The sequence below is a fragment of the Arminella tubonensis genome, assembly GCF_003240585.1.
Classification (GTDB): Bacteria; Pseudomonadota; Alphaproteobacteria; order Rhizobiales; family Rhizobiaceae; genus Rhizobium; species Rhizobium tubonense.
Genome location: NZ_PCDP01000019.1, coordinates 48,051 through 66,603 on the forward strand (window position 1 = coordinate 48,051; position 18,553 = coordinate 66,603).

At 57.7% G+C, this 18,553-nt stretch carries 19 protein-coding genes and 2 pseudogenes; 13 read left to right on the top strand and 8 right to left on the bottom strand.

What is annotated here, in order from left to right; translation table 11 throughout:
• Positions 1–3: 3 nt before the first annotated feature.
• The 6 genes and pseudogenes from CPY51_RS06575 to CPY51_RS06600 form a co-directional block, all read right to left on the bottom strand.
• Positions 4–1,284, bottom strand: a complete 1,281-nt coding sequence (locus tag CPY51_RS06575; RefSeq protein ID WP_111159490.1) for a TRAP transporter large permease — start codon at positions 1,282–1,284, stop codon at positions 4–6.
• On the bottom strand, positions 1,275–1,841 hold the full coding sequence (locus CPY51_RS06580; RefSeq protein WP_111159491.1) for a TRAP transporter small permease: 567 nt from the start codon (positions 1,839–1,841) through the stop codon (positions 1,275–1,277). The genes CPY51_RS06575 and CPY51_RS06580 overlap by 10 nt, the downstream gene beginning before the upstream one ends.
• 120 nt (positions 1,842–1,961) lie before the next feature.
• Positions 1,962–2,939 carry a TRAP transporter substrate-binding protein gene (locus tag CPY51_RS06585; protein ID WP_111159492.1) on the bottom strand — a complete coding sequence of 326 codons (978 nt, stop codon included), beginning with the start codon at positions 2,937–2,939 and terminating at the stop codon, positions 1,962–1,964.
• 65 nt (positions 2,940–3,004) lie between these two features.
• Positions 3,005–3,907 carry an amidohydrolase family protein gene (locus CPY51_RS06590; RefSeq protein ID WP_111159493.1) on the bottom strand — a complete coding sequence of 301 codons (903 nt, stop codon included), beginning with the start codon at positions 3,905–3,907 and terminating at the stop codon, positions 3,005–3,007.
• A gap of 64 nt (positions 3,908–3,971) precedes the next feature.
• On the bottom strand, positions 3,972–4,715 hold the full coding sequence (locus CPY51_RS06595) for a FadR/GntR family transcriptional regulator (protein ID WP_111159494.1): 744 nt from the start codon (positions 4,713–4,715) through the stop codon (positions 3,972–3,974).
• A gap of 128 nt (positions 4,716–4,843) precedes the next feature.
• A pseudogene (locus CPY51_RS06600) lies at positions 4,844–5,434 on the bottom strand (MOSC domain-containing protein); the annotation flags it as partial.
• A gap of 252 nt (positions 5,435–5,686) precedes the next feature.
• Between CPY51_RS06600 and CPY51_RS33215 the strand changes: the two are divergent.
• From CPY51_RS33215 to CPY51_RS06655, 12 genes and pseudogenes are all read left to right on the top strand, one after another.
• A pseudogene (locus tag CPY51_RS33215) lies at positions 5,687–5,848 on the top strand (TetR family transcriptional regulator); the annotation flags it as partial.
• 45 nt (positions 5,849–5,893) lie between these two features.
• Positions 5,894–6,301, top strand: a complete 408-nt coding sequence (locus CPY51_RS06605) for a TetR-like C-terminal domain-containing protein (protein WP_244598507.1) — start codon at positions 5,894–5,896, stop codon at positions 6,299–6,301.
• 532 nt (positions 6,302–6,833) lie between these two features.
• Entirely contained in the window at positions 6,834–7,976 is a 1,143-nt protein-coding gene (locus CPY51_RS06610) for an HlyD family secretion protein (RefSeq protein ID WP_244598496.1), read from the top strand.
• A 17-nt stretch (positions 7,977–7,993) separates the two neighbouring features.
• Positions 7,994–9,502: an MFS transporter gene (locus CPY51_RS06615; protein WP_111159497.1), complete on the top strand. Its 1,509-nt coding sequence runs from the start codon at positions 7,994–7,996 to the stop codon at positions 9,500–9,502.
• A 350-nt stretch (positions 9,503–9,852) separates the two neighbouring features.
• Positions 9,853–10,881: an ABC transporter substrate-binding protein gene (locus CPY51_RS06620; RefSeq protein ID WP_111159598.1), complete on the top strand. Its 1,029-nt coding sequence runs from the start codon at positions 9,853–9,855 to the stop codon at positions 10,879–10,881.
• Positions 10,882–10,891: 10 nt separating this feature from the next.
• Positions 10,892–11,902: an ABC transporter permease gene (locus CPY51_RS06625; protein ID WP_111159498.1), complete on the top strand. Its 1,011-nt coding sequence runs from the start codon at positions 10,892–10,894 to the stop codon at positions 11,900–11,902.
• A complete protein-coding gene (locus tag CPY51_RS06630; RefSeq protein WP_111159499.1) occupies positions 11,902–12,696 on the top strand; it encodes an ABC transporter ATP-binding protein in 795 nt (264 codons plus the stop codon). Before CPY51_RS06625 ends, CPY51_RS06630 begins: the two co-directional genes overlap by 1 nt.
• Positions 12,686–12,982: a hypothetical protein gene (locus tag CPY51_RS06635; RefSeq protein ID WP_111159500.1), complete on the top strand. Its 297-nt coding sequence runs from the start codon at positions 12,686–12,688 to the stop codon at positions 12,980–12,982. The genes CPY51_RS06630 and CPY51_RS06635 overlap by 11 nt, the downstream gene beginning before the upstream one ends.
• Before the next feature lie 44 nt (positions 12,983–13,026).
• Complete coding sequence (locus CPY51_RS06640) at positions 13,027–14,061, top strand: isopenicillin N synthase family dioxygenase (RefSeq protein ID WP_111159501.1); 1,035 nt, start codon at positions 13,027–13,029, stop codon at positions 14,059–14,061.
• A 57-nt stretch (positions 14,062–14,118) separates the two neighbouring features.
• Positions 14,119–15,480, top strand: coding sequence for an O-acetylhomoserine aminocarboxypropyltransferase/cysteine synthase family protein (locus CPY51_RS06645; RefSeq protein ID WP_111159502.1), 1,362 nt, complete (start codon positions 14,119–14,121; stop codon positions 15,478–15,480).
• A 152-nt stretch (positions 15,481–15,632) separates the two neighbouring features.
• A complete protein-coding gene (locus tag CPY51_RS06650) occupies positions 15,633–15,818 on the top strand; it encodes a hypothetical protein (protein WP_111159599.1) in 186 nt (61 codons plus the stop codon).
• Positions 15,808–16,428 (top strand): helix-turn-helix domain-containing protein, encoded by a 621-nt coding sequence (locus CPY51_RS06655; RefSeq protein WP_111159503.1) that lies wholly within the window; start codon positions 15,808–15,810, stop codon positions 16,426–16,428. The genes CPY51_RS06650 and CPY51_RS06655 overlap by 11 nt, the downstream gene beginning before the upstream one ends.
• Positions 16,429–16,481: 53 nt before the next feature.
• On the opposite strand, the gene CPY51_RS32465 is transcribed toward CPY51_RS06655, so the two are convergent.
• Positions 16,482–16,838 carry a hypothetical protein gene (locus tag CPY51_RS32465; protein WP_154677718.1) on the bottom strand — a complete coding sequence of 119 codons (357 nt, stop codon included), beginning with the start codon at positions 16,836–16,838 and terminating at the stop codon, positions 16,482–16,484.
• A 439-nt stretch (positions 16,839–17,277) separates the two neighbouring features.
• Between CPY51_RS32465 and cysE the strand changes: the two genes are divergently transcribed.
• On the top strand, positions 17,278–18,123 hold the full coding sequence (cysE, locus tag CPY51_RS06665; protein ID WP_111159505.1) for a serine O-acetyltransferase: 846 nt from the start codon (positions 17,278–17,280) through the stop codon (positions 18,121–18,123).
• A gap of 25 nt (positions 18,124–18,148) precedes the next feature.
• On the opposite strand, the gene CPY51_RS06670 is transcribed toward cysE, so the two are convergent.
• Positions 18,149–18,553: a RidA family protein gene (locus tag CPY51_RS06670; RefSeq protein WP_111159506.1), complete on the bottom strand. Its 405-nt coding sequence runs from the start codon at positions 18,551–18,553 to the stop codon at positions 18,149–18,151.

The window sequence follows — 18,553 nt, forward strand, 5'->3', positions numbered from 1 at the left end:
TTCCTACCGAAAGATATCCTGGATGAACATGGAGGTTTCCGGCACCAGCGTCACGATCATGAGCGTCACCCAAAGTGCCAGCATGAACGGCCATATCGACCGCACGACCTTGCTCACGGGCACTTCGCCGATGGCACAGCCGAGATAGAAGGCAGCGCCGACCGGTGGGGTGTTCAACCCGATGGTGGAATTGAGCAGGACGATGATCCCGAACTGCACGGGATCCATGCCGTAGTGGGTAACGATGGGCAGGAAAATGGGCGTGCAAACCAGGATGTGTGCCGCCATGTCGAGAAAAATGCCGAATATAAAGAGCGCCAGGTTTACAAGTATGAAGATCACCCAGGGCTGGGTGCTGACGTGGCTGAGCGCTTCGCCTGCCATGTCGGCAACACCATATATGCTCATCAGATAGCCGAACATCGTCGATATCCCGATCAGCAACAGCACGACGCCGGTGGTTTTCGTCGCCTTCGCCACGGCTTTTAGAAAACTTTCAAATGTCAGGCTTCGATAGACCAGAACAGTCAGAAATAGCGCATACAGCACGGCAACCGCACCGGCTTCCGCTGCCGTGAAGACGCCCGACAGGATGCCGCCCACGATGATGACGATGATGAAGAGACCGGGAACCGCAGCAGCAAGGCTTCGCCACACTTCGTTCCATCCCGGAAACACGCCTTTGCTGTAGCCCCGCGACCGAGCGACGAAATAGGCGGTCAAAAGATTGGCGACGGTGAGTATCAATGCGGGAATTGCCCCGGCCATGATCAGGGCATTCATTGATACAAGGCCGCCAGCGGCCAAGGAATAGATGATCATGTTGTGGCTTGTCGGCATCAGGGCGCCGACAAGCGAGGAATAGGTCGTGACGTTGACCGCGTAATCCGCATCGATCCCTTCCCTTTTCATCAGGGGGATGAGCGCTGAACCCATCGCAGAGACATCCGCCACCGGCGACCCTGAGACACCACCGAACATCGTGCAGGCCACGACATTGGTCATGCCGAGACCCCCGCGGACATGACCGACCATCGCCTTCGAACAACGGATAAGACGGTCGGCAATGCCGCCATACATCATCAATTCGCCCGTAAAGATGAAAAACGGGATGGTCAGGAAGGAGAAGGTACCCATGCCCGAGGCCATGCGCTGGAAGACAACGGCCAGGGGCAATCCCTCGTAGAGAACCGTCGCGATCGACGAAAGACCAATGGCGAAAACCACCGGCATGCCGAGCGCCAGCCCGACCACGAATGTGCCGCAGAGTATAATCAATGCCATGAGGGTATTACCTTGATTTTCAAAATGGCAGCGACGATCCGTTCGATCGCGAAGAGCGCGATCAAGACCCCACCCACCGCCAGCGGCACATAGCTCCAGGCCTGCGAAATTGGCAGGCCCGCGTTGATATACGGCGCCATCTCGACAGCCAGTTCGGCGCCACTCCACGCCATCGACAGCCCGAAGACCACCATCCCGAGATAAACGATGATTTCGGCTGCCAAGCGAAACGGCTCTGGCGCTAGATTCAGCAATGAATCCATGCCGATATGACGACCATCCCGCACACCGACAGCAGCCGCGAGACACGTGACGTAAAGAATGACGACGAGAGCGAATATCTCCGTCCACGCCGGTGAATCGTTCAGCACATAGCGCCCGAAGATCTGATAGAGCACGGCGGCAACGATCAGGAGTGTTCCAGCGACTGCAGTTTTGAGGCATATCCGCGAGAGCCAAGCATGAAACGCGAAGTAGGCCCCAAGCTTCCCCCTGGTGTTGGTCGTGGTCCTGGCATTGTCGAGATTTGCCGGCGGCGCGTCAAATGGCGTGGCCATGACCTGTCTCTTTCGATGGAAGGGTTAAGCGAAACTCGCGCATTCCCGGCGACCGTCTCAGCCGCCGGAACTGGTGATCGAACGCAGTACGAGGCACCCGAGCGGCACCAGCCGAAACGGCTATTTCATCGCCTTGATCTGGGTGATCATGTCTTTCAGCGCCGGATCGCTGACGAACTGGTCGTAGATCGGCTTCATCGCTGTTTCGAAAGGCGCCTTGTCGATCGTGATGGCTTCCACACCTGCCTGCTTCACTTTTTCCTGCGACGTGGTTTCCATCGCATCCCAAAGCTGACGCATATAGGTGACCGACTGCTTGGCCAGTTTGCGCACCAGCACCTGCTCCTCAGGCGTGAAACCGTCATAGACGGTCTTCGACATCAGAAGCACGTCGGGCGACATAGAGTGCTCGGTCAGGGTGTAGAATTTGGCCAGCTCATAGTGATGAAAATTATAGTAGCTCGGCCAGTTGTTCTCCGCGCCGTCGATCAGCCCGGTCTTGAGACCGGTGTAAACCTCACCGGTCGGCATTGGGGTGGCATTTGCGCCGAGCGCCTTCATCATGGCCACCCAGACGTCCGACTGCTGGACGCGGATTTTCATGCCCTTCAGGTCTTCCATCTTCCGCACCGGTTTTGTGGTGTAGAAAGAACGGGAGCCGGAATCGTAGAAGGCAAGTCCAACAAGGCCATGCGCGTCGCAATCAGCCAGGATCTTGTCGCCGATCGGCCCATCGAGCACTTCGCGCATCTGCGCTTTGTCATGAAACATAAAGGGCAGCACCGGAACCATCATCGCCGGGCAGATGGTGTTCAACGTCCCGGCATTGACCCGAATAAAATCGAGCGCACCCAGTTTGACTTGCTCGATGGTGTCTTTTTCGCTGCCGAGCTGCGAATTTGGAAAGACCTTGATCGTATATTTGCCTTCGGTCGCCTTGCTGAGCTCGTCGCTCATATATTGCACGGCCTTGACGGTTGGATAGTCCGGTGGCTGGACGTCTGCCGAGCGGAACTGCCGAGCCTCAGCCGCGGTAAGCGAACCCAGTGCCATAAACGCGGAAAATGCAGCCACGATGATCTTGTTGTGATGTTCCATTGTCTCTCTCTCCCAAATTACAAAATAGTTCTGTCGGACCGAAACCTCCTCGTTCCGGTAAGATGTCAGCCAGGCGCCCGCACCTTCGAAAACCCATAGAGCCCCTCCGGATTGTCAACCAGCGCCCGCTTTCGCGCGCTTGCATCCGGAAACCAGCCCAGCACGGTGTCCGTCAATGCGGCGTCGTCGGGGTATTGCGACTGTTCCTTGGCAAGGTTGTGGGGCCAGTTGGTTCCCCAGACGATCCGTTCAGGCGCATGGGCCGATATGGATCGCGCTACCGCTGCAACGTCTTCATAGAATGGCGCGCCACTCTTCGACGATTCATAGCAGCCCGCGAACTTGAACCAGCATTTCCCTTTGTCAATAAGACGTTTCAAAGCGCCGATCTGAGGGCTCTCGGGATCATTTCCTGAAAAGAACTTGCCGTGGTGATCGAGCACCCAGCGCGATTTCAGCCGCGAAAGCCGCAGTTCATGGGTGAGGATATCGCCACCATCAAACTGCACGGCCAGCATCCAGCCCCGCTCACTTGCCTGGGCGTCGACGACTTCAAGCTGGTCGAGGCCGACCGCACCGCCGGGAAGATCCATGATGCGTGCGCCCACCACACCGGCCTTGGAAAGCCGGTCGAGTTCCACCTCAGAAGTCTTCCCGCTGATTACCCCTACGCCACGGGCGAGGTCACCCATTTCGGCCAGGCAGGCGAGAAGATTTCCATTGTCGCCTTGGTGGGAATTGCCCTGAGTGATGACTACGCGCCCGATGCCCAGCCACTTCATCATAAGGCGATATTGATCGGGCGTGGGCAGGCTGCCAGACGGAAGGTCCGGTCCGGGGGGCAGCGACGGAAATCCATGCAGATACATGTGTGTCTGAGCATCGATCGCGCCTTCTGGAAGAGCGGTGCGCGGTGGATCTCCAGAAAGAGTGCGCACCAGATTGGCTTCAATTCCTAGCGGCGTCATTAAGCCTCCCCACTCTCCTCCATCAAGGTTGTCGTATATCTACTGCCGCCTTCTGTCAATGTCATCATACATGTTTTCGCTGCTCTCGCAGCAGCGCGCGGTAGCGTTCCTGGCTTCCCTTCAAGTGCCTCCGCATTGCCGCGCGGGCTCCCTCTTCGTCGCCGGTGGATATCGCCTGAACAATCTGCCGATGCTCGTCATCGATAAGCATGATGTAGGCTGACTGATCTGCGTCCAGCTCACCACCGCCCATGGCTGCGCGCGGGATGAGGCTCGGCCCCAGTGCGGAGAGGAATTCTCTGAAACGAACATTGTTCGTCGCCTCGGCTATGGAAAGATGCAGGGCGAAGTCGGCCCCACTCGTCGGCGTCCCCGCGTCAAGACATTCCCGAACCGCATGATGTTTTTCGAAGATCGCTTCCTCCTGGGCGGGAGACCTGCGCAGGGCCGCAAGGCCGGCTGCCTCGACCTCTACGGCGGTTCTTAGCTCCAGAAGCTCGATCACTGAAGATACCTGCGCAGGATCGAGTTTCCCGAAAGACGGTATCGACGGCGATGCCGGTGGACTGAGAACGAAGACCCCCGCCCCTTGGCGAGCCTCCACCAGGCGATCTGCCCTGAGAGCCGAGATCGCCTCCCGCACAACCGTGCGGCTGACGCCATGGATTTCCGCCAAGCGCAACTCGCTTGGGATTTTGCTTCCAGGCGGAAACTGGCCGGCTGCGATTGCCTCGCGCAAGCTCGCGCTAAGGCGGCCCACCAGCGTTTGAGATTTCGTCTCCCATTGCGGCTTTTGCTGTACAGCCAATTCGGTGTCTCCTTCGCGCGGCACGGATGCATCGAGGCGCTACGGAAGTCGTACATCAAGTTGCCGGGCGAGGCCACGCCTTCATGTGACACAGTGAAAAAAATCCAAACTTGTATGATGCCTTGCCGGCTCAGTGCTGGGATGCGCAGCGCGTTTCAATTGATCGCGAGGATGACCGGGCATGTAGAACAGTGCGTTGATCGCAGAGACGGTCATACCCTCGGGCCCGGATGCGATCTGAGTGACCTCATCGCGCCTCCACTTCCCCTTCCTCGAGCACGCGGAGATAGAATCCAGGCCGACCGTGTGACCAGCAGGGCGGCCATTTCCGGCTCGTTCATGGGTATCCCCAGCCGGTAGCAGGTGACGCGCGGCTGCGTCACCTCGAACAGAGCGCCGCCGATCCGGTAGCGGTCTCCGATGCAGACATCTGTGTCCAACGACCCATCGACGGGAATTCTCTCCGAAATGCCCGTAAACGAAGTCGTTTCCGTTCAATTGGTTCTGCCAATATCGATAGGAAGCAATCTGATAGACAAATACGGCACGACATTCACCGCCGTGGCCAGCCAAGTCGGCTTGTCCGTCACCGTCTATGTTCAATCGCCGCCCAGGCGCGGGCCATCAACCGGCGTTTTCCAAATGGCGGTGTTGACGGCCTTGCCTTGCCACATTGCGTCGCGCGGCAGGCCGACATTGACCGAAAGCAGGCGTATCACGACATCTCTCCCCGATGGTGTCACCGAGACTGCAGAGTTCGAGACTTCTACGGCAGAGCCTGATGCAGGTGAATTTACGTCAAGAAACAACGTGTGAAGTCTTGCGATAGATACGTCCGATTGTTGACCACGTGTTTGCGCACAATGTTCATTTTAGGATTGTCACAGTCATTTCCGTCCAGTCGGCACCCGGTAATCCGACCCTGCGGTTTCCCTGTTGATCCGCGATAGGCACTGAGCTACGCCTGTTAAATGACAACAAAGCCGAAGCCCCTCCCAGCCAAAAAGCGAACGTCCATTGGATCTCGCCGCAACCCGGAAGCCGAGGCCGCGGTCCTTGCGGCGGCCAGGGAACTGATAAACGAAAGAGGCTATGCCGGCTTTTCAGTCGATGAAGTCGCGCGCCGAGCCGGGGCGGGAAAGACAACAATCTATCGCTGGTACCCGACGAAAGCAGACTTGTTCATCGCGATTTACACTGCTGAAAGAACGACCTTCGTGGCGATTCCCGATACAGGATCCTTGGTCGAGGATCTTGTGGGATATACAACAAGCCTATGGCGATTTTGGCGGTCGAATTCTGCAGGAGCCGCCTTGCGAGGCCTCATCGCTGAAGCACAGGGCACGAAAGAAGCCCTGGCAGCTTTGCGCGAGAGGTTTCTTCCGGAACGCACCGCTGACGTCAGACAAATGCTCTCAACTGCTGCAAGCCGTGACGAGATCGGCGTTGAGGAAATCAACGGCAAGCTTTCACTTTGGGTTGGTTATAGCTGGTTTCGCCTTCTGACAGATGAACTTCATGACGAGAGCCCGCTCGTGTCAATCATGGCTCAGATCGCGGGGACACCCAGCGATCGCGCCTCCTGATCGAACAAGCTGCAGCGTCTTTCTATGGCCGATGAAGGTCTGTGACGAGCCGGCGCCAGCTGACGGCGCAGCTTTATCACGTAGTACATCAGCCCGGTATAAATCCTAGCCCAACTGCCACGCGTCATCCTACGTCCCTGTTTCGCAGGATTGAGCGATAGGGTCTCGTTGTTCCGCTTGCTTCAAGATAAACGGGACTCTCCTTCCGTGCCCGCTCGCGCACAAGTCAAAAACTTCAGTTCTCTATTGTCCAATTATCCGGCTCCATACCAGCCCTCTTTTTTGGGCATCCATTGACGAAACGATACGGATCGTTTATATAGAGCATACTTCCTTGTGCCGGTGGTTTGAGGCGACGCATTTGTCCCGCTTGAAAGACGGCTGTCCAAGAACGGGTCCTGAAAGGATCCATGCGGCGGCGACCGACACGGGAAGCTGTCCCACGATGAGGAAGGACGCTCATCAATGAGTGGAACGACCCCGAAACGATTTCCAAAGCATGGACCCCTGGTCCTCTGAACGGATGAAGAAAATGGCCTGGTTGAAAAATAGAAAACCGTCGACTGAGCGGCCCTCCGATCTGGCGAATGTGACGCCGTTGGCACTAGCGAACCGTGAAAGCGTCGTGAACCCTGCTCACGCCAAACCTTTGCTCATTCCCGCGTCTGCGATCCTGATTGCAATTCTGGCTGTCGTTGGCGCGGCGTCGAACTGGGATTGGTGGATCGCAGGTCGGTCTGTCCAATCAACCGACGATGCTGCCGTCTATGCCGACGTCTCGACCATAAGTGCCCGCGTCAATGGTACGGTCGAGGCTGTTTCCGTCGACGATTATACCAAGGTCAAAGCGGGAGACCTGCTGTTTTCGATCGATCGCGCTCCCTATGAAGTGGCGATGCGCTCCTCGAAAGCGAAACTCGAAGCAGTTCGGGCCCAATTGGAAAACAATGCAAGCCAGCGCGCATTTCAACTTGCGCAGATCGAGGTGGCAGTGGCGCAGGAGCAAGCCTCTAATGCCGACGAGATTCAGACAAATAAAGAGCTGGAACGGCAGATCAGACTGGCGAGCGACAGCGGTGCAAGCTCAATTCAAAATCTTGAAAAGGCAACGGCAGCTCACGAGCGAGCGCTGGCCAACTCTAAAATGAATGAAGCAACCGTCGCTGCCCAGCGAGCACAGCTCGACGTCCTTGCAAAACAGCGAGACGCGTTGAGTGCGAACGTCGATACGGCTGTTGCAGACCTGGCCGCCACGGAGCTCGAGCTCAGCTATACCAACGTCCGGGCGCCGTTTGACGGGGTCGTCGCAAGACGAAATGTCCAACTTGGCACCTACGTCAACGCAGGAACGAGCATGATCTCGATCGTTCCGCTGCCTCACGTTTTCGTACTGGCGAATTATAAGGAGAACCAGCTCGCCAACGTTAGAGAGGGCCAAGCTGTCGAAGTCTCGGTCGATACTTTTCCGGGACAAACTCTCCGAGGGACTGTCTCGAGGATCGCGCCAGCAAGTGGATCGACATTCGCGCTCCTTCCCTCCGATAACGCGTCCGGCAACTTCACAAAGGTCGCGCAACGGCTCAGCGTCCGTGTCGAACTCGACCCGGCCCAGCCGAATTTCGAACGCCTTCGTCCCGGCATGTCGGTCGTGACACGTATCGTCACCCGGAAGTGACGGTTAAGGAAAACATCATGTCTAACAATCAGTCGTTTCAAATCGATCGTTCACGGCCGGCATTGGTTGCCATCGCAGTGCTAATGGCGGCGATCCTGACCGCACTCGATCTGCGCACGGCCAGTGTCGGGTTGCCTGATCTGCGCGGAGCTTTCGGCTTGAGCTTCGACGAAGGTTCGTGGCTTGCCACGTTCGCCACCGCACCCCAGGTTCTCGTCGCTCCATGCGTTGCCTGGATGGTTGCCGTCTTCGGCGTCAAGAGAGTGCTGATCGGGCCGACAATCGTCTATTCGGTCATATCCATCGTCATCCCGTTTTTCCATGACTTCGGGGTTCTGCTCTCCCTGCATGCCGTTAGGGCGGCGCTGCTCGGTATTTTCGTCGGAGCCACGCTTATGACGGCTTTTCGGAATCTCGACCGCAAATACTGGATCATAGCGCTTGCATTCTACGTGGTTAGAATCCCTTTCGCGCAAAACCTCGGCCTCTACACTGCCGGAAGCTATTCCCAGACGATAGGATGGCAATGGCTGTATTGGCAGGACGCCCTCATTGCACCTGTCATCGGCGTGCTCGTCTTGTTTGGCGCCAAGTCGGTAACGACCGATAAAGGCCTCCTCGAACGCGCCGACTGGGGCGGGATGGCGATCTTGGGCGTCGCGCTGACGATGCTGTTCGTCGCCTTGGACCAGGGCAACAGGCTCGATTGGTTGCAATCCGGCTTCATAGTGTCGATGGCGACCGCTTCGGCGTTCCTGCTCGTCGTGTTCCTGTTAAATGAGCATTTCGTGAGGGAACCCTGGGCGCATATCTCCATATTCACGAGAAACGTCGCCTTAGGTTTCCTGGCAATTTTCTCGTTTATGGCCGCCAGTCTTTCGAGTTCGCTCCTGACCCCGAACTTCCTCATTGCGGTTGCGCACCTGCGTCCGGAGCAAATTGGCAGCTTTTCCGCTCCCCATGCGATCCTGCTTCTGGTTTGCGCAACGGTTGGCGCAGTGCTGCTCGTACGGACGGTTGGACCGCGCGTCACCCTGATCACCGGCTTCAGCTGTTTCGCGTTATCCTCTTGGCTTGGAACGTCGTTGACCAGCCTTTGGTCGCTACCTGAATTCCAATCGATCGTTATCCTGCAGACGATCGCCGAAGAAGTGACCTTCCTTGCAGCCGTCACAACGCTGTTCAGCAACGCGAACCCGGCCCGTGCAACAACCCTCACGGCCTACGTCCAGGTTCTGCGGCTAATTGGCCCTGAGATTGCCGCGACGGTGATGTCGACATGCATACGGCAGCGTGAACAGTTGCATTCATACCTGATCGGATTGCATGTCACTGATGGCACGCTGGGCTTGGATGCCGCGAAGAGGAGCATGGGCACACTGGCAAACGCCGTCCAAAGAGAGGCGAACGTTCTCGCCTACATTGATGGCTTCTGGATTACGTTTTTTGCGGCGATTCTTGGGCTGTGTGCAGTCGCGCTCATGGCACCGTCGCCGCATCATCCACTCACAAAACACCCCGGTTGAGAAGAGAGAGCCGGAGGTTCGAGGTCACATCGGGGCGAGCTCGCCTGCACTCGCTCGCCACTTCGGTCGAGCGAGTTTTAGTGCTATTCAGATAGCGGCTGGGAAGTGTCGACCCAGCAGATCCTCTGTTAAAGCCATCCTCGATTTAACGGGCGTTGAAACGCACCAGTATATCGCTGTCGCATGGAGCAAAGTAACCACCGACGAGGTTTGGAGGCATGGCCCTTTCGCTTTGCAGGCCTGGAGGAAATAAAATTCCCAACAGCCTCCCTCAAATAGTCTATCTAATCTATGGAAAATATCTATTTTAAACTACACTGGCATGGATGAATTTTTGGAAGGGGACCTCCATGACAGACCAAATTCCCACGAACCGCATTTTCTCTCGCCGCAATTTCCTCAAGGCCGCAGGCATTGCGGGAGCCGCGGCTACAGTTGGCGCGATCGGCGCTCGAACGACAAGCTACGCGATCGCCGGCAATCTCGACAAGGTCAAGCTCGAATGGACGGAGGTAGCAGCGTGTCACTCCCCGATCGGCTTTGGTGTTGACAGGGGCTTTTATACGAAACACGGCCTTGACGTGGAGCTGTTCTATCAAGGCGCCAGCGGCCAGACGCTGATCCAGTCGCTCGCCACTCACAAGGCAGAGGCTGGTCCCGGGCTCCTCTACGATTGGCTGAAGCCGATCGAGCAGGGCTTTGACGTCAAGCTCTTCGTAGGTTCACACGGCGGATGCCAGCGGCTTCTTGTCAAGAAAGATTCCGGCATCAAGTCGCTTGCGGACCTGAAGGGCAAGACCATCGGGACCTTCGATGTCGGCTCGCCTTCTCGGGTCGCCTTCTCGGTTGCGCTTGCCAAGGCTGGCATCAATCCGGAGCAGGATGTCACTTGGAAGGTCTTCCCGTTCGACCTGGTGGCAGAAGGCGTGGAGCGTGGCGAGGCGGACGCCGTCGCCCATATGGACCCATGGGCCTTTTCCTATGAGAAGAAATACGACCTCCTGAAGATCTATGACACCCAGACCGGCATCTTCGAAGACCGCGTCTGCTGCGTCCTCGGCGTGAACGGCGAATATTACAATTCCAACAAGGACATCATCCGCCGCGTCGCCGCCGCCAATCTGGATATTCATCAATATACCGGCGAACACCCCGACGAAGTAGCGAAGTGGTATTTCGACAATCTGAAGCCAGGCATATCGGTCGAAGACCTGACCGAAGTCCTCTCAGGGCTCGTCTATCACAAGCACTGGTTCGGCAAGGATCTGACCAGCGAGGTGCAGATCGCCTACGAAAATCTCAAGCTGACAGGTGTAATTGATCCGGGTACCGATCCGGAAGAAATCGCCCATCGCGTAACCCTCGATATCTTCGCGTGAGTTGGCTTCGATGAGCGATGCAGTTCAGGGGAGGATATCCGATCAGGGGAAGGTTTTGGGAAAGGCCTCTCCCGCTTTCTCCAGCAACATCTGGAAGGATGGTCTCTATGCGGCCGCGAGCTGGTTCGCGGCAGCTGGGATCACGTACTTTCTGCCGGATGTTATCGTATGGGGTGACACAGCCCTATTTGCCCTGCTGGTCGCGATCGGCGGCGCGATATTTTTGACACTTGCCGTCGTCGTCCCCAGAACCGGCGGGTCGCGCGGGACGGTCGTCTACTACGGACCATGGTTCATCGCCATCGGCCTGTGGCTTGCCGGCTGGGAACTGGTGACGGCAAAATTCGGGTGGCTGCCAAAGCCATTCTTTTCGCCGCCGCAGGGATTGCTGCATGTTTATCTGACCGACTGGACCCGCATCCTGATCTGCATCGCCTATACCGGGCGGCTCTGGATTCTCGGTTTCACGTCGGGCGTCATTGTCGGCTTTGCAGGCGGCGTGGCGCTTGGATGGTCCAAGCGCTTTGCCTATTGGGGCATGCCTCTTTTGAAACTCATCGGTCCGGTGCCGGCCAGCGCCTGGATACCCTGCGCCTTTTTTATCTTCCCCTCGACGCTCCACGCCAGCATTTTCCTCGTGGCGCTGGCCTCCGGCATTCCGGTCGCCATCCTGACGGCTGCCGGCGTCGGCCAGGTGAACAAGGTTCTTTACGACGTCGCCCGCACCCTGGGCGCCGACAACCGCTACCTCATCTTCAAGGTCGCAATCCCGGCCTCGCTGCCTAACGTGTTCGTCGGCCTGTTCATGGGCCTCTACTATTCCTTTGCTGTGCTGGTCGTTGCCGAAATGCTCGGCTCGAAATATGGCCTCGGCTGGTACCTGCAGTTCAACACCGCCTATTCCGCCTACGCCAATGTTTACGCAGCCCTCGTCGTCATGGCCCTCATCTGTGCGGGTCTGGTCAAACTGCTGTTTGTTGTCCGCGAGCAGCTTCTGGGCTGGCAGAAGGGAATCCTCTGATGGTCGCAGCCCTCGCCCAAAAAATCGCATCCCGGTCCGGCAGCCTGCGGCTCGATATCGAGAATGTCTCCCACGAGTTCGATCTCGGCAACGGTCGGCTGTCCGTGCTCGACAATGTCACGATCCATATCCAGCCCGGCGAATTCGTCGCCTTGCTGGGCCCCTCCGGCTGCGGGAAATCGACCTTGCTTCGGCTTGCCGCCGGTCTTGAAACACCGACGAAGGGCAGGCTTCTCGAAGACGGTTCCCCGATCGAAAATCCAGACCCTTCGCGCATCCTGGTTTTCCAGGAGGCGACGCTGTTCCCTTGGCTGACGGTTCGGAAAAACGTTGCCTCCGGCCTTGATGCACGTGGCCTGCTGAAGCAGGAGGGACATCGCATCGACGAAGTCTTGAAACTGGTCAAGCTCGATGCCTTCGCCGATGCCTATCCGCACCAGCTCTCCGGCGGCATGGCCCAGCGAGCCTCAATCGCGCGCGCACTCGTCAATGACCCGAAGTTGCTGTTGCTCGATGAGCCCTTCGGCAAGCTCGACTCGCTGACACGGCTGAAGATGCAGAACGAACTTCTGGCACTGTGGAAGCGGGAAGGCTTTACCGCACTGCTCGTAACCCACGATGTGGAAGAGGCGATCCTCCTTGCCGACCGCGTCATTTTGTTCAGCGATCGCCCTGCCCGCATCATTGCCGACGTCGCCGTCGCGCAGCCGCATCCGCGCCGGCGCGACGATACCGATCTAGTTCGCTTGCGCCGTACTCTTTTAGAAAAGCTGGGGGTCTCCGATGGCGTCTGACCGACGTTTGCCGATCATTATTTCCGCCGCGGGCGGGCTGGCCATCGCGCTCGGCCTTGCGTGGTGGTGGCTTGTCTTCAGCGAAGTCATCGCCGGCGACTACGTCACCTATCGCCAGGCCGCCTCATGCATCCTTGGCACCAACGATCTATGCAGCCTGGCCCAGGCGCTTTGCAAATCCAATCATTTCCTCGGAATCAAGCGGTACTCATCCGAGTTACTCTGGGTAGGTGTAGCAGTATCGAGTGCTGGGCTTTTCCTCGCGTCGCGGCAGCGGACAGCTTGATCCCTGGACGTCCTAAGAACAAGCCTATTCTAGGAGCTTCTCCCATGTCTGAAACAGCCAGCACGCTACCAATTTTCGACCTTCGTCGTTTTACTCCGGGCCATCCGAAGCGCAACGAGGCGCTTGACGCACTGCGTCAGGTGTCGCGCAGCACCGGTTTCTTCTACCTCACCGGCCATGGCATCGCCCAGGAAGAGATCGATCATCTGACAAGGCTGGCGCGTCGCTTCTTCTCGTTGCCCGCTGAAGAAAAGCTGGAAATCGAAATGCGCAAATCGCCGCATTTTCGCGGCTACAACCGGGCCGGCTTCGAATATACCCGCGGGACGCAGGATTGGCGCGAACAGGTCGATTTTGGTGCCGAACGCGAAAAGCTCCAACTCACATCAGGCGATCCCCCTTGGAAGCGGCTGATCGGGCCAAACCAGTTTCCCACTGCCCTGCCCGAATTGCGTCCCGCCGTACTCAAATGGATCGATGACGTGACCGCGGTCGGCCTGAAGGTGCTGCAGGCATTCTCGGCAGCGCTGGGCCAGAAACCGGACGTCTTTGCGCCCATCTACAGCAAAGGGCCGAACCAGTTGCTCAAGATCGTCCGCTATCCCGGTCGCGACCAGACGGAGAGCGACCAAGGTGTCGGCGCGCATAAAGACGGTGGTTTCGTAACGATCCTGCTGCAAGACGTCGTCGGCGGACTGCAGGTGGACGACGGCCAGGGTGGCTGGATCGATGCGCCGCCGCTGCGGGGCACCTTTGTCGTCAACATAGGCGAACTGCTGGAGCTGGCTTCGAACGGCTATCTCAAGGCCAATATCCACCGGGTTGTGACGCCGCCCGCCGGAGGCGATCGGCTTTCCATTCCGTTTTTCCTCGGCGCCAATCTTTCAGCCAGCATCCCGGTTCTCGATCTGCCGCCGGCCCTTGCGGCGGAGGTTCCCGGCGTTACTCAGGATCCGCTCAATCCGCTCTTTCGCGAGGTCGGCCGCAACGTCCTGAAGTCGCGTCTGCGCTCGCATCCAGACGTCGCCAAGGCCCACCACGCAGATCTGCTGGAGGAAAAGGAAAAAGCACTCTCCTGACCAGCTGTCCCGCGACGCCCCGAAGAACAATGCTCACATTCAAGAGAGGCGAATAGAATGACCATCTACAATCCCCCCGCTCCTGAGGCAGTTGCGCTGCAGCCTGCCGGCACATCCGGGCCCCGTAGCCTCAGGCTGCACCCCGAAACGATTGCGCTGCATGGCGGCAGCTTTCGCTTCGATCCCGCAACCGGCGCGATTGCAGTCCCGATCTACCAGACGACGTCGTTCCAACTGCCGGGTACGGAGGGAGCAGACAAGCTGTTCGCCCTCGAAGCTGCTGGCCATCTCTATACCAGGGTTTCGAACCCGACACAGGACGCCTTCGAGCAGCGTTTGGCCGAACTTGAAGGCGGAGCGGCCGCTCTTGCACTCGGCTCCGGTCAGGCGGCGTCCGCCTTTGCCGTACTCAACCTTGCACGCGCGGGCGACAACATCGTCAGTTCGGTCGGCCTTTACGGCGGCACCTGGGCGCTCTTTGCCTCAACGCTTAAGAATTTTGGCATAGAAGTGCGGTTCGTCGATGCCACCGATCCCGAAGCCTTCGCCAGGGCGACCGATGATCGAACTCGCGCCTACTACGCAGAATCGCTGCCGAACCCGAAGCTCGAGGTCTTCCCGATCGCAGAAGTCGCTGCAATCGGCCGCCGTTTCGGTGTTCCGTTGATCGTCGACAACACGGCAGCACCGCTGATCATCCGGCCACTGGAACATGGAGCCGCCGTCGTCGTCTATTCGACGACCAAGTATATTGGCGGCCATGGCACGGCGATCGGCGGTGCAATCGTTGACGGCGGCAATTTTCCTTGGGCAGATTTGCCAGCTCGCCTACCAACGCTTCATGAGCCGGATCCGAGCTATCAGAACAAGAGCTGGATCGAGAAGGCCGCCCTCATCGATTTCCATCCGTATATCCTGCGCATCCGGGCCGTGCTTCTGCGTGACATCGGTGCCCCTATCAGCCCGCAGAATGCATTTTTGTTCATCCAGGGACTCGAGACGCTTCCGCTGCGTCTGCGCCAGCACAACGAGAATGCCGTCAAGGTCGCAGATTTCCTCCACAGGCATCCGAAGGTATCAAAGGTCATATTTCCCAAGTTCCAGACGGGCATCGCCGCTGAACGGGCGGGGAAATACCTGCGTAACGGTTCCTTCGGGGCGCTGGTCGGTTTCGAATTGAAGCACGGCCGCGAGGCCGGGCGTCGCTTCATCGATTCCCTCCAATTGCTGTATCACGTGGCGAATATCGGAGACGCACGCTCCCTGGCGATCCATCCATCAACGACCACGCATTCCCAGCTTTCGGCCGAGGACCAGCTGGCGGCGGGAGTAACGCCCGGCTATGTCCGTCTGTCGATCGGTATCGAGCATTCCGACGACATCATCGCGGATGTAGCACAGGCGCTCGAGGTGGCGTGAAGCGATAAAAAAGCGGGCCGCAGCCACCTTTGCCGCCGAGTTTGCGATTATTGGTATAAGATTTCCCATTCGACACGACGATTGGATAACGCGCTCTGCCGTTTCGGGGCTGGAAAATATAATCTCTTGCCAAGTGTTACGAGGAGTTGTTCATGCCCGCCCAGACGGCCGATATCGTCGACTTTCAAGCTTACCGGCAATCGCGCAGCAAGTCCGCGAATGTCGAGCACAAAGCAGCCGCGCCAGTGTCGTTCTCGATGCACCCGATGTTGATGTGGATGCCGTTTTGGGGATTTGTGCCGGTTCTGGCAGTGGGCGTTGCGGGATATGGCAGCTGATCAAGCGCTTGATTTCGGCGGCGAAGAAAAAGACTCCGCCGACGGCATCACCGTTCACACGGGCCAGAATTTGCGGCGTATCCGAACCCGCCGCGGCTATTCGCTGGATAGATTGGCGAAAATCGCAGGTGTCAGCCGCGCCATGCTCGGGCAAATCGAAACGGGCAAGAGCAGCCCGACCTTGAGCATCCTCTCGAAGATTGCCATGGCTCTCGGCATACCCTGCGCTGGCCTGATCGCCGAACGCGCAGAAACGTTGATCATCGACGTCCCGCGTTCTAAATCGAAAGTTCTATCCTCTTCCGAAGGGCGGTTTCGGACGCGCGCCCTTTTCCCATTCGAAAGTGATCGGAAGGTGGAATTCTACGAAATCAGGATTTCCCCGCACCACACCGAAAGTGCGGATGCACATCAGCACGGTGCCGTGGAAAATCTTGTCGTAGCCCAGGGGACTGTCGAAGTCATCGCCGGCAAGCAGCCGCCGCATATCCTCGGCGAAGGGGACGCAATCATGTTCGACGCGGCCGTGCCTCATGTTTATCGCAACATGACAGGCACCGAGGCCGTCCTCTATCTAGTGACGACCTATCTCGAGGACATCAGGGTATAAAAAAGCTCCCGTTGCCGGGAGCTCTTGCACCTTCTGTTTGCAGGGCTGACGGCTTAAGCGGCCATCGTGCAGCACATTGTCATGCCGCCGGAAGACATCATCATAGGCATCCCGCCGGACATCATGGACATCATGCGCTTGCAGCATTCCATGAACATGTCCTTGTCCATGCCTTCCATCGGCTTCATTTCGCAGGTCATGCCGTCGGCGGTCATCGTGCAGTTCATCATGCCCATCATCATCGGCATCATCATCATCGGCATGCCGCCCATCTGCATTGGCATTCCGCCCATCATGGGCATCATCATGCCATTCATCATAGGCATTCCGCCCATCATCGGGTTCATTCCCGACATCATTGGGTTCATCATGTTGTTCATCATAGGCATCATGTTCATTGCAGGGTTCATTGTCTCTCTCCGGTCCAATTGCGAGCGTTTCGCCACTTGCTGAATTGGGAGATAAAAGAACTATCCGAGCGAGACAACAGGGAAAAATCTTCTACGTTCTTTTCCTCTGATAGAATGGATCAGTTTCGAAGATACCGTGCAATGTCTGCAATAAAGCGGAATTTCGTCTGCTATAGTGGGCGTCGCAAGGACAGGGATTGCTCACTCAGTGCATCCAGCCGCCTCAGTCGCGACTGAGCGCGAACCGGAGATGACCATATCGGTTTGCCCGATGTGAAAATATTGCTCTCCGCCGTGCGAAGTTGGAATATTTGTGCTCCACAAATCCACATCAAAGAGATGGTATCGCTCGGGAGACTACCGAAGCCGGCTTTCGCCTGTCCCGTCACAAACAAGGCTGCGTACGGGCGAAGAGCCGCGAACCTATGGACATCGGCCGATGCGACTGGAATATCCGACAAGGGAGGAGAGCTCGGAAGACACCGGTAAATCCAGTGTCGGTTTGCTGTGGGACAGGCTTTGCGCCGAGGCTCGCGCCGCTATCGACAATGACCGGGTGCTCGCCCGCTCGATGAATTTGGCTATCCTCGATCATCAGAACTTTGCGAATGCGCTGGCACATCGCATTGCCCAAAAGCTCGCGAGCCCTGACATAAATCAGGCGGAACTGACCTCAATTATCGGGGCCGTCTTTGATAGGGACCGCACGATTGTTACGTGGGCGACGGTTGATCTTCAAGCCGTCCGCGAGCGCGATCCAAGCAACGCGGAAATCCTGACGCCATTCCTGTATTTCAAGGGCTTTTTGGCTTTGCAGGGCCATAGGGTCGGGCACTGGCTCTGGAACCATGACAAGGTCCACATGGCCCGTCACATTCAAAGCCGGATTTCGGAAGTTCTGGGCGTCGACATTCATCCAGCGGCCCGGATGGGTAAAGGGATCATGCTCGATCATGGTAGCGGTCTCGTCATAGGTGAAACCGCGGTTGTCGAAGACGAGGTCTCCATCCTGCAGGACGTGACGCTGGGCGGCACGGGCAAGGAAACCGGAGATCGTCACCCAAAGATTCGTCGCGGTGCGCTGATCGGCGCCGGAGCAAAGATCCTTGGCAACATCGAGATCGGGATAGGCGCCAAGGTTGGCGCAGGCAGCGTCGTCGTATCGCCTGTTGCGGCCCACACTTCCGTCGCTGGCGTGCCCGCTCGGCTCGTCGGCAAGCCGAACTCCGATCTTCCAGGCATCAGCATGGAACAGACTATCATTGAGCCCGAATACGTTATTTGATGCCGCGCACCGGGCGTCGTCGATTCTAGACAGAAGATCGGGCAAGCGTCATTTCTATTTCGACAAGGGCTGCGCGGCCGAGCCTTGCAACGCCGACCGTTGTGCGCGCCGGCAGCGCCTCGTTATCGTCGAAGTATCGATGGTAGACGGAATTGAGCCCGATATAGTCGCGCTCGAAATCGCTGAGATAGATCCGCACAAGGACGGCATTACGCAACTCGTAACCGGCCGCCTCGACGATCAGCTTGAGATTACGAAAGACAAGCTCCGTCTGTTCTTCAATCGTGGCGGCCAATGCCGCATCCGGTGCGTCGGGGTCGATCGGCAACTGTCCGGTGACATGCAAGAAACCCTGGGCCTCCACCGCATGGGAATACCGCGCTGACGTTGGCGGCGGTGCGGCGGATGGAACCTTGATATAGCGCGTCAT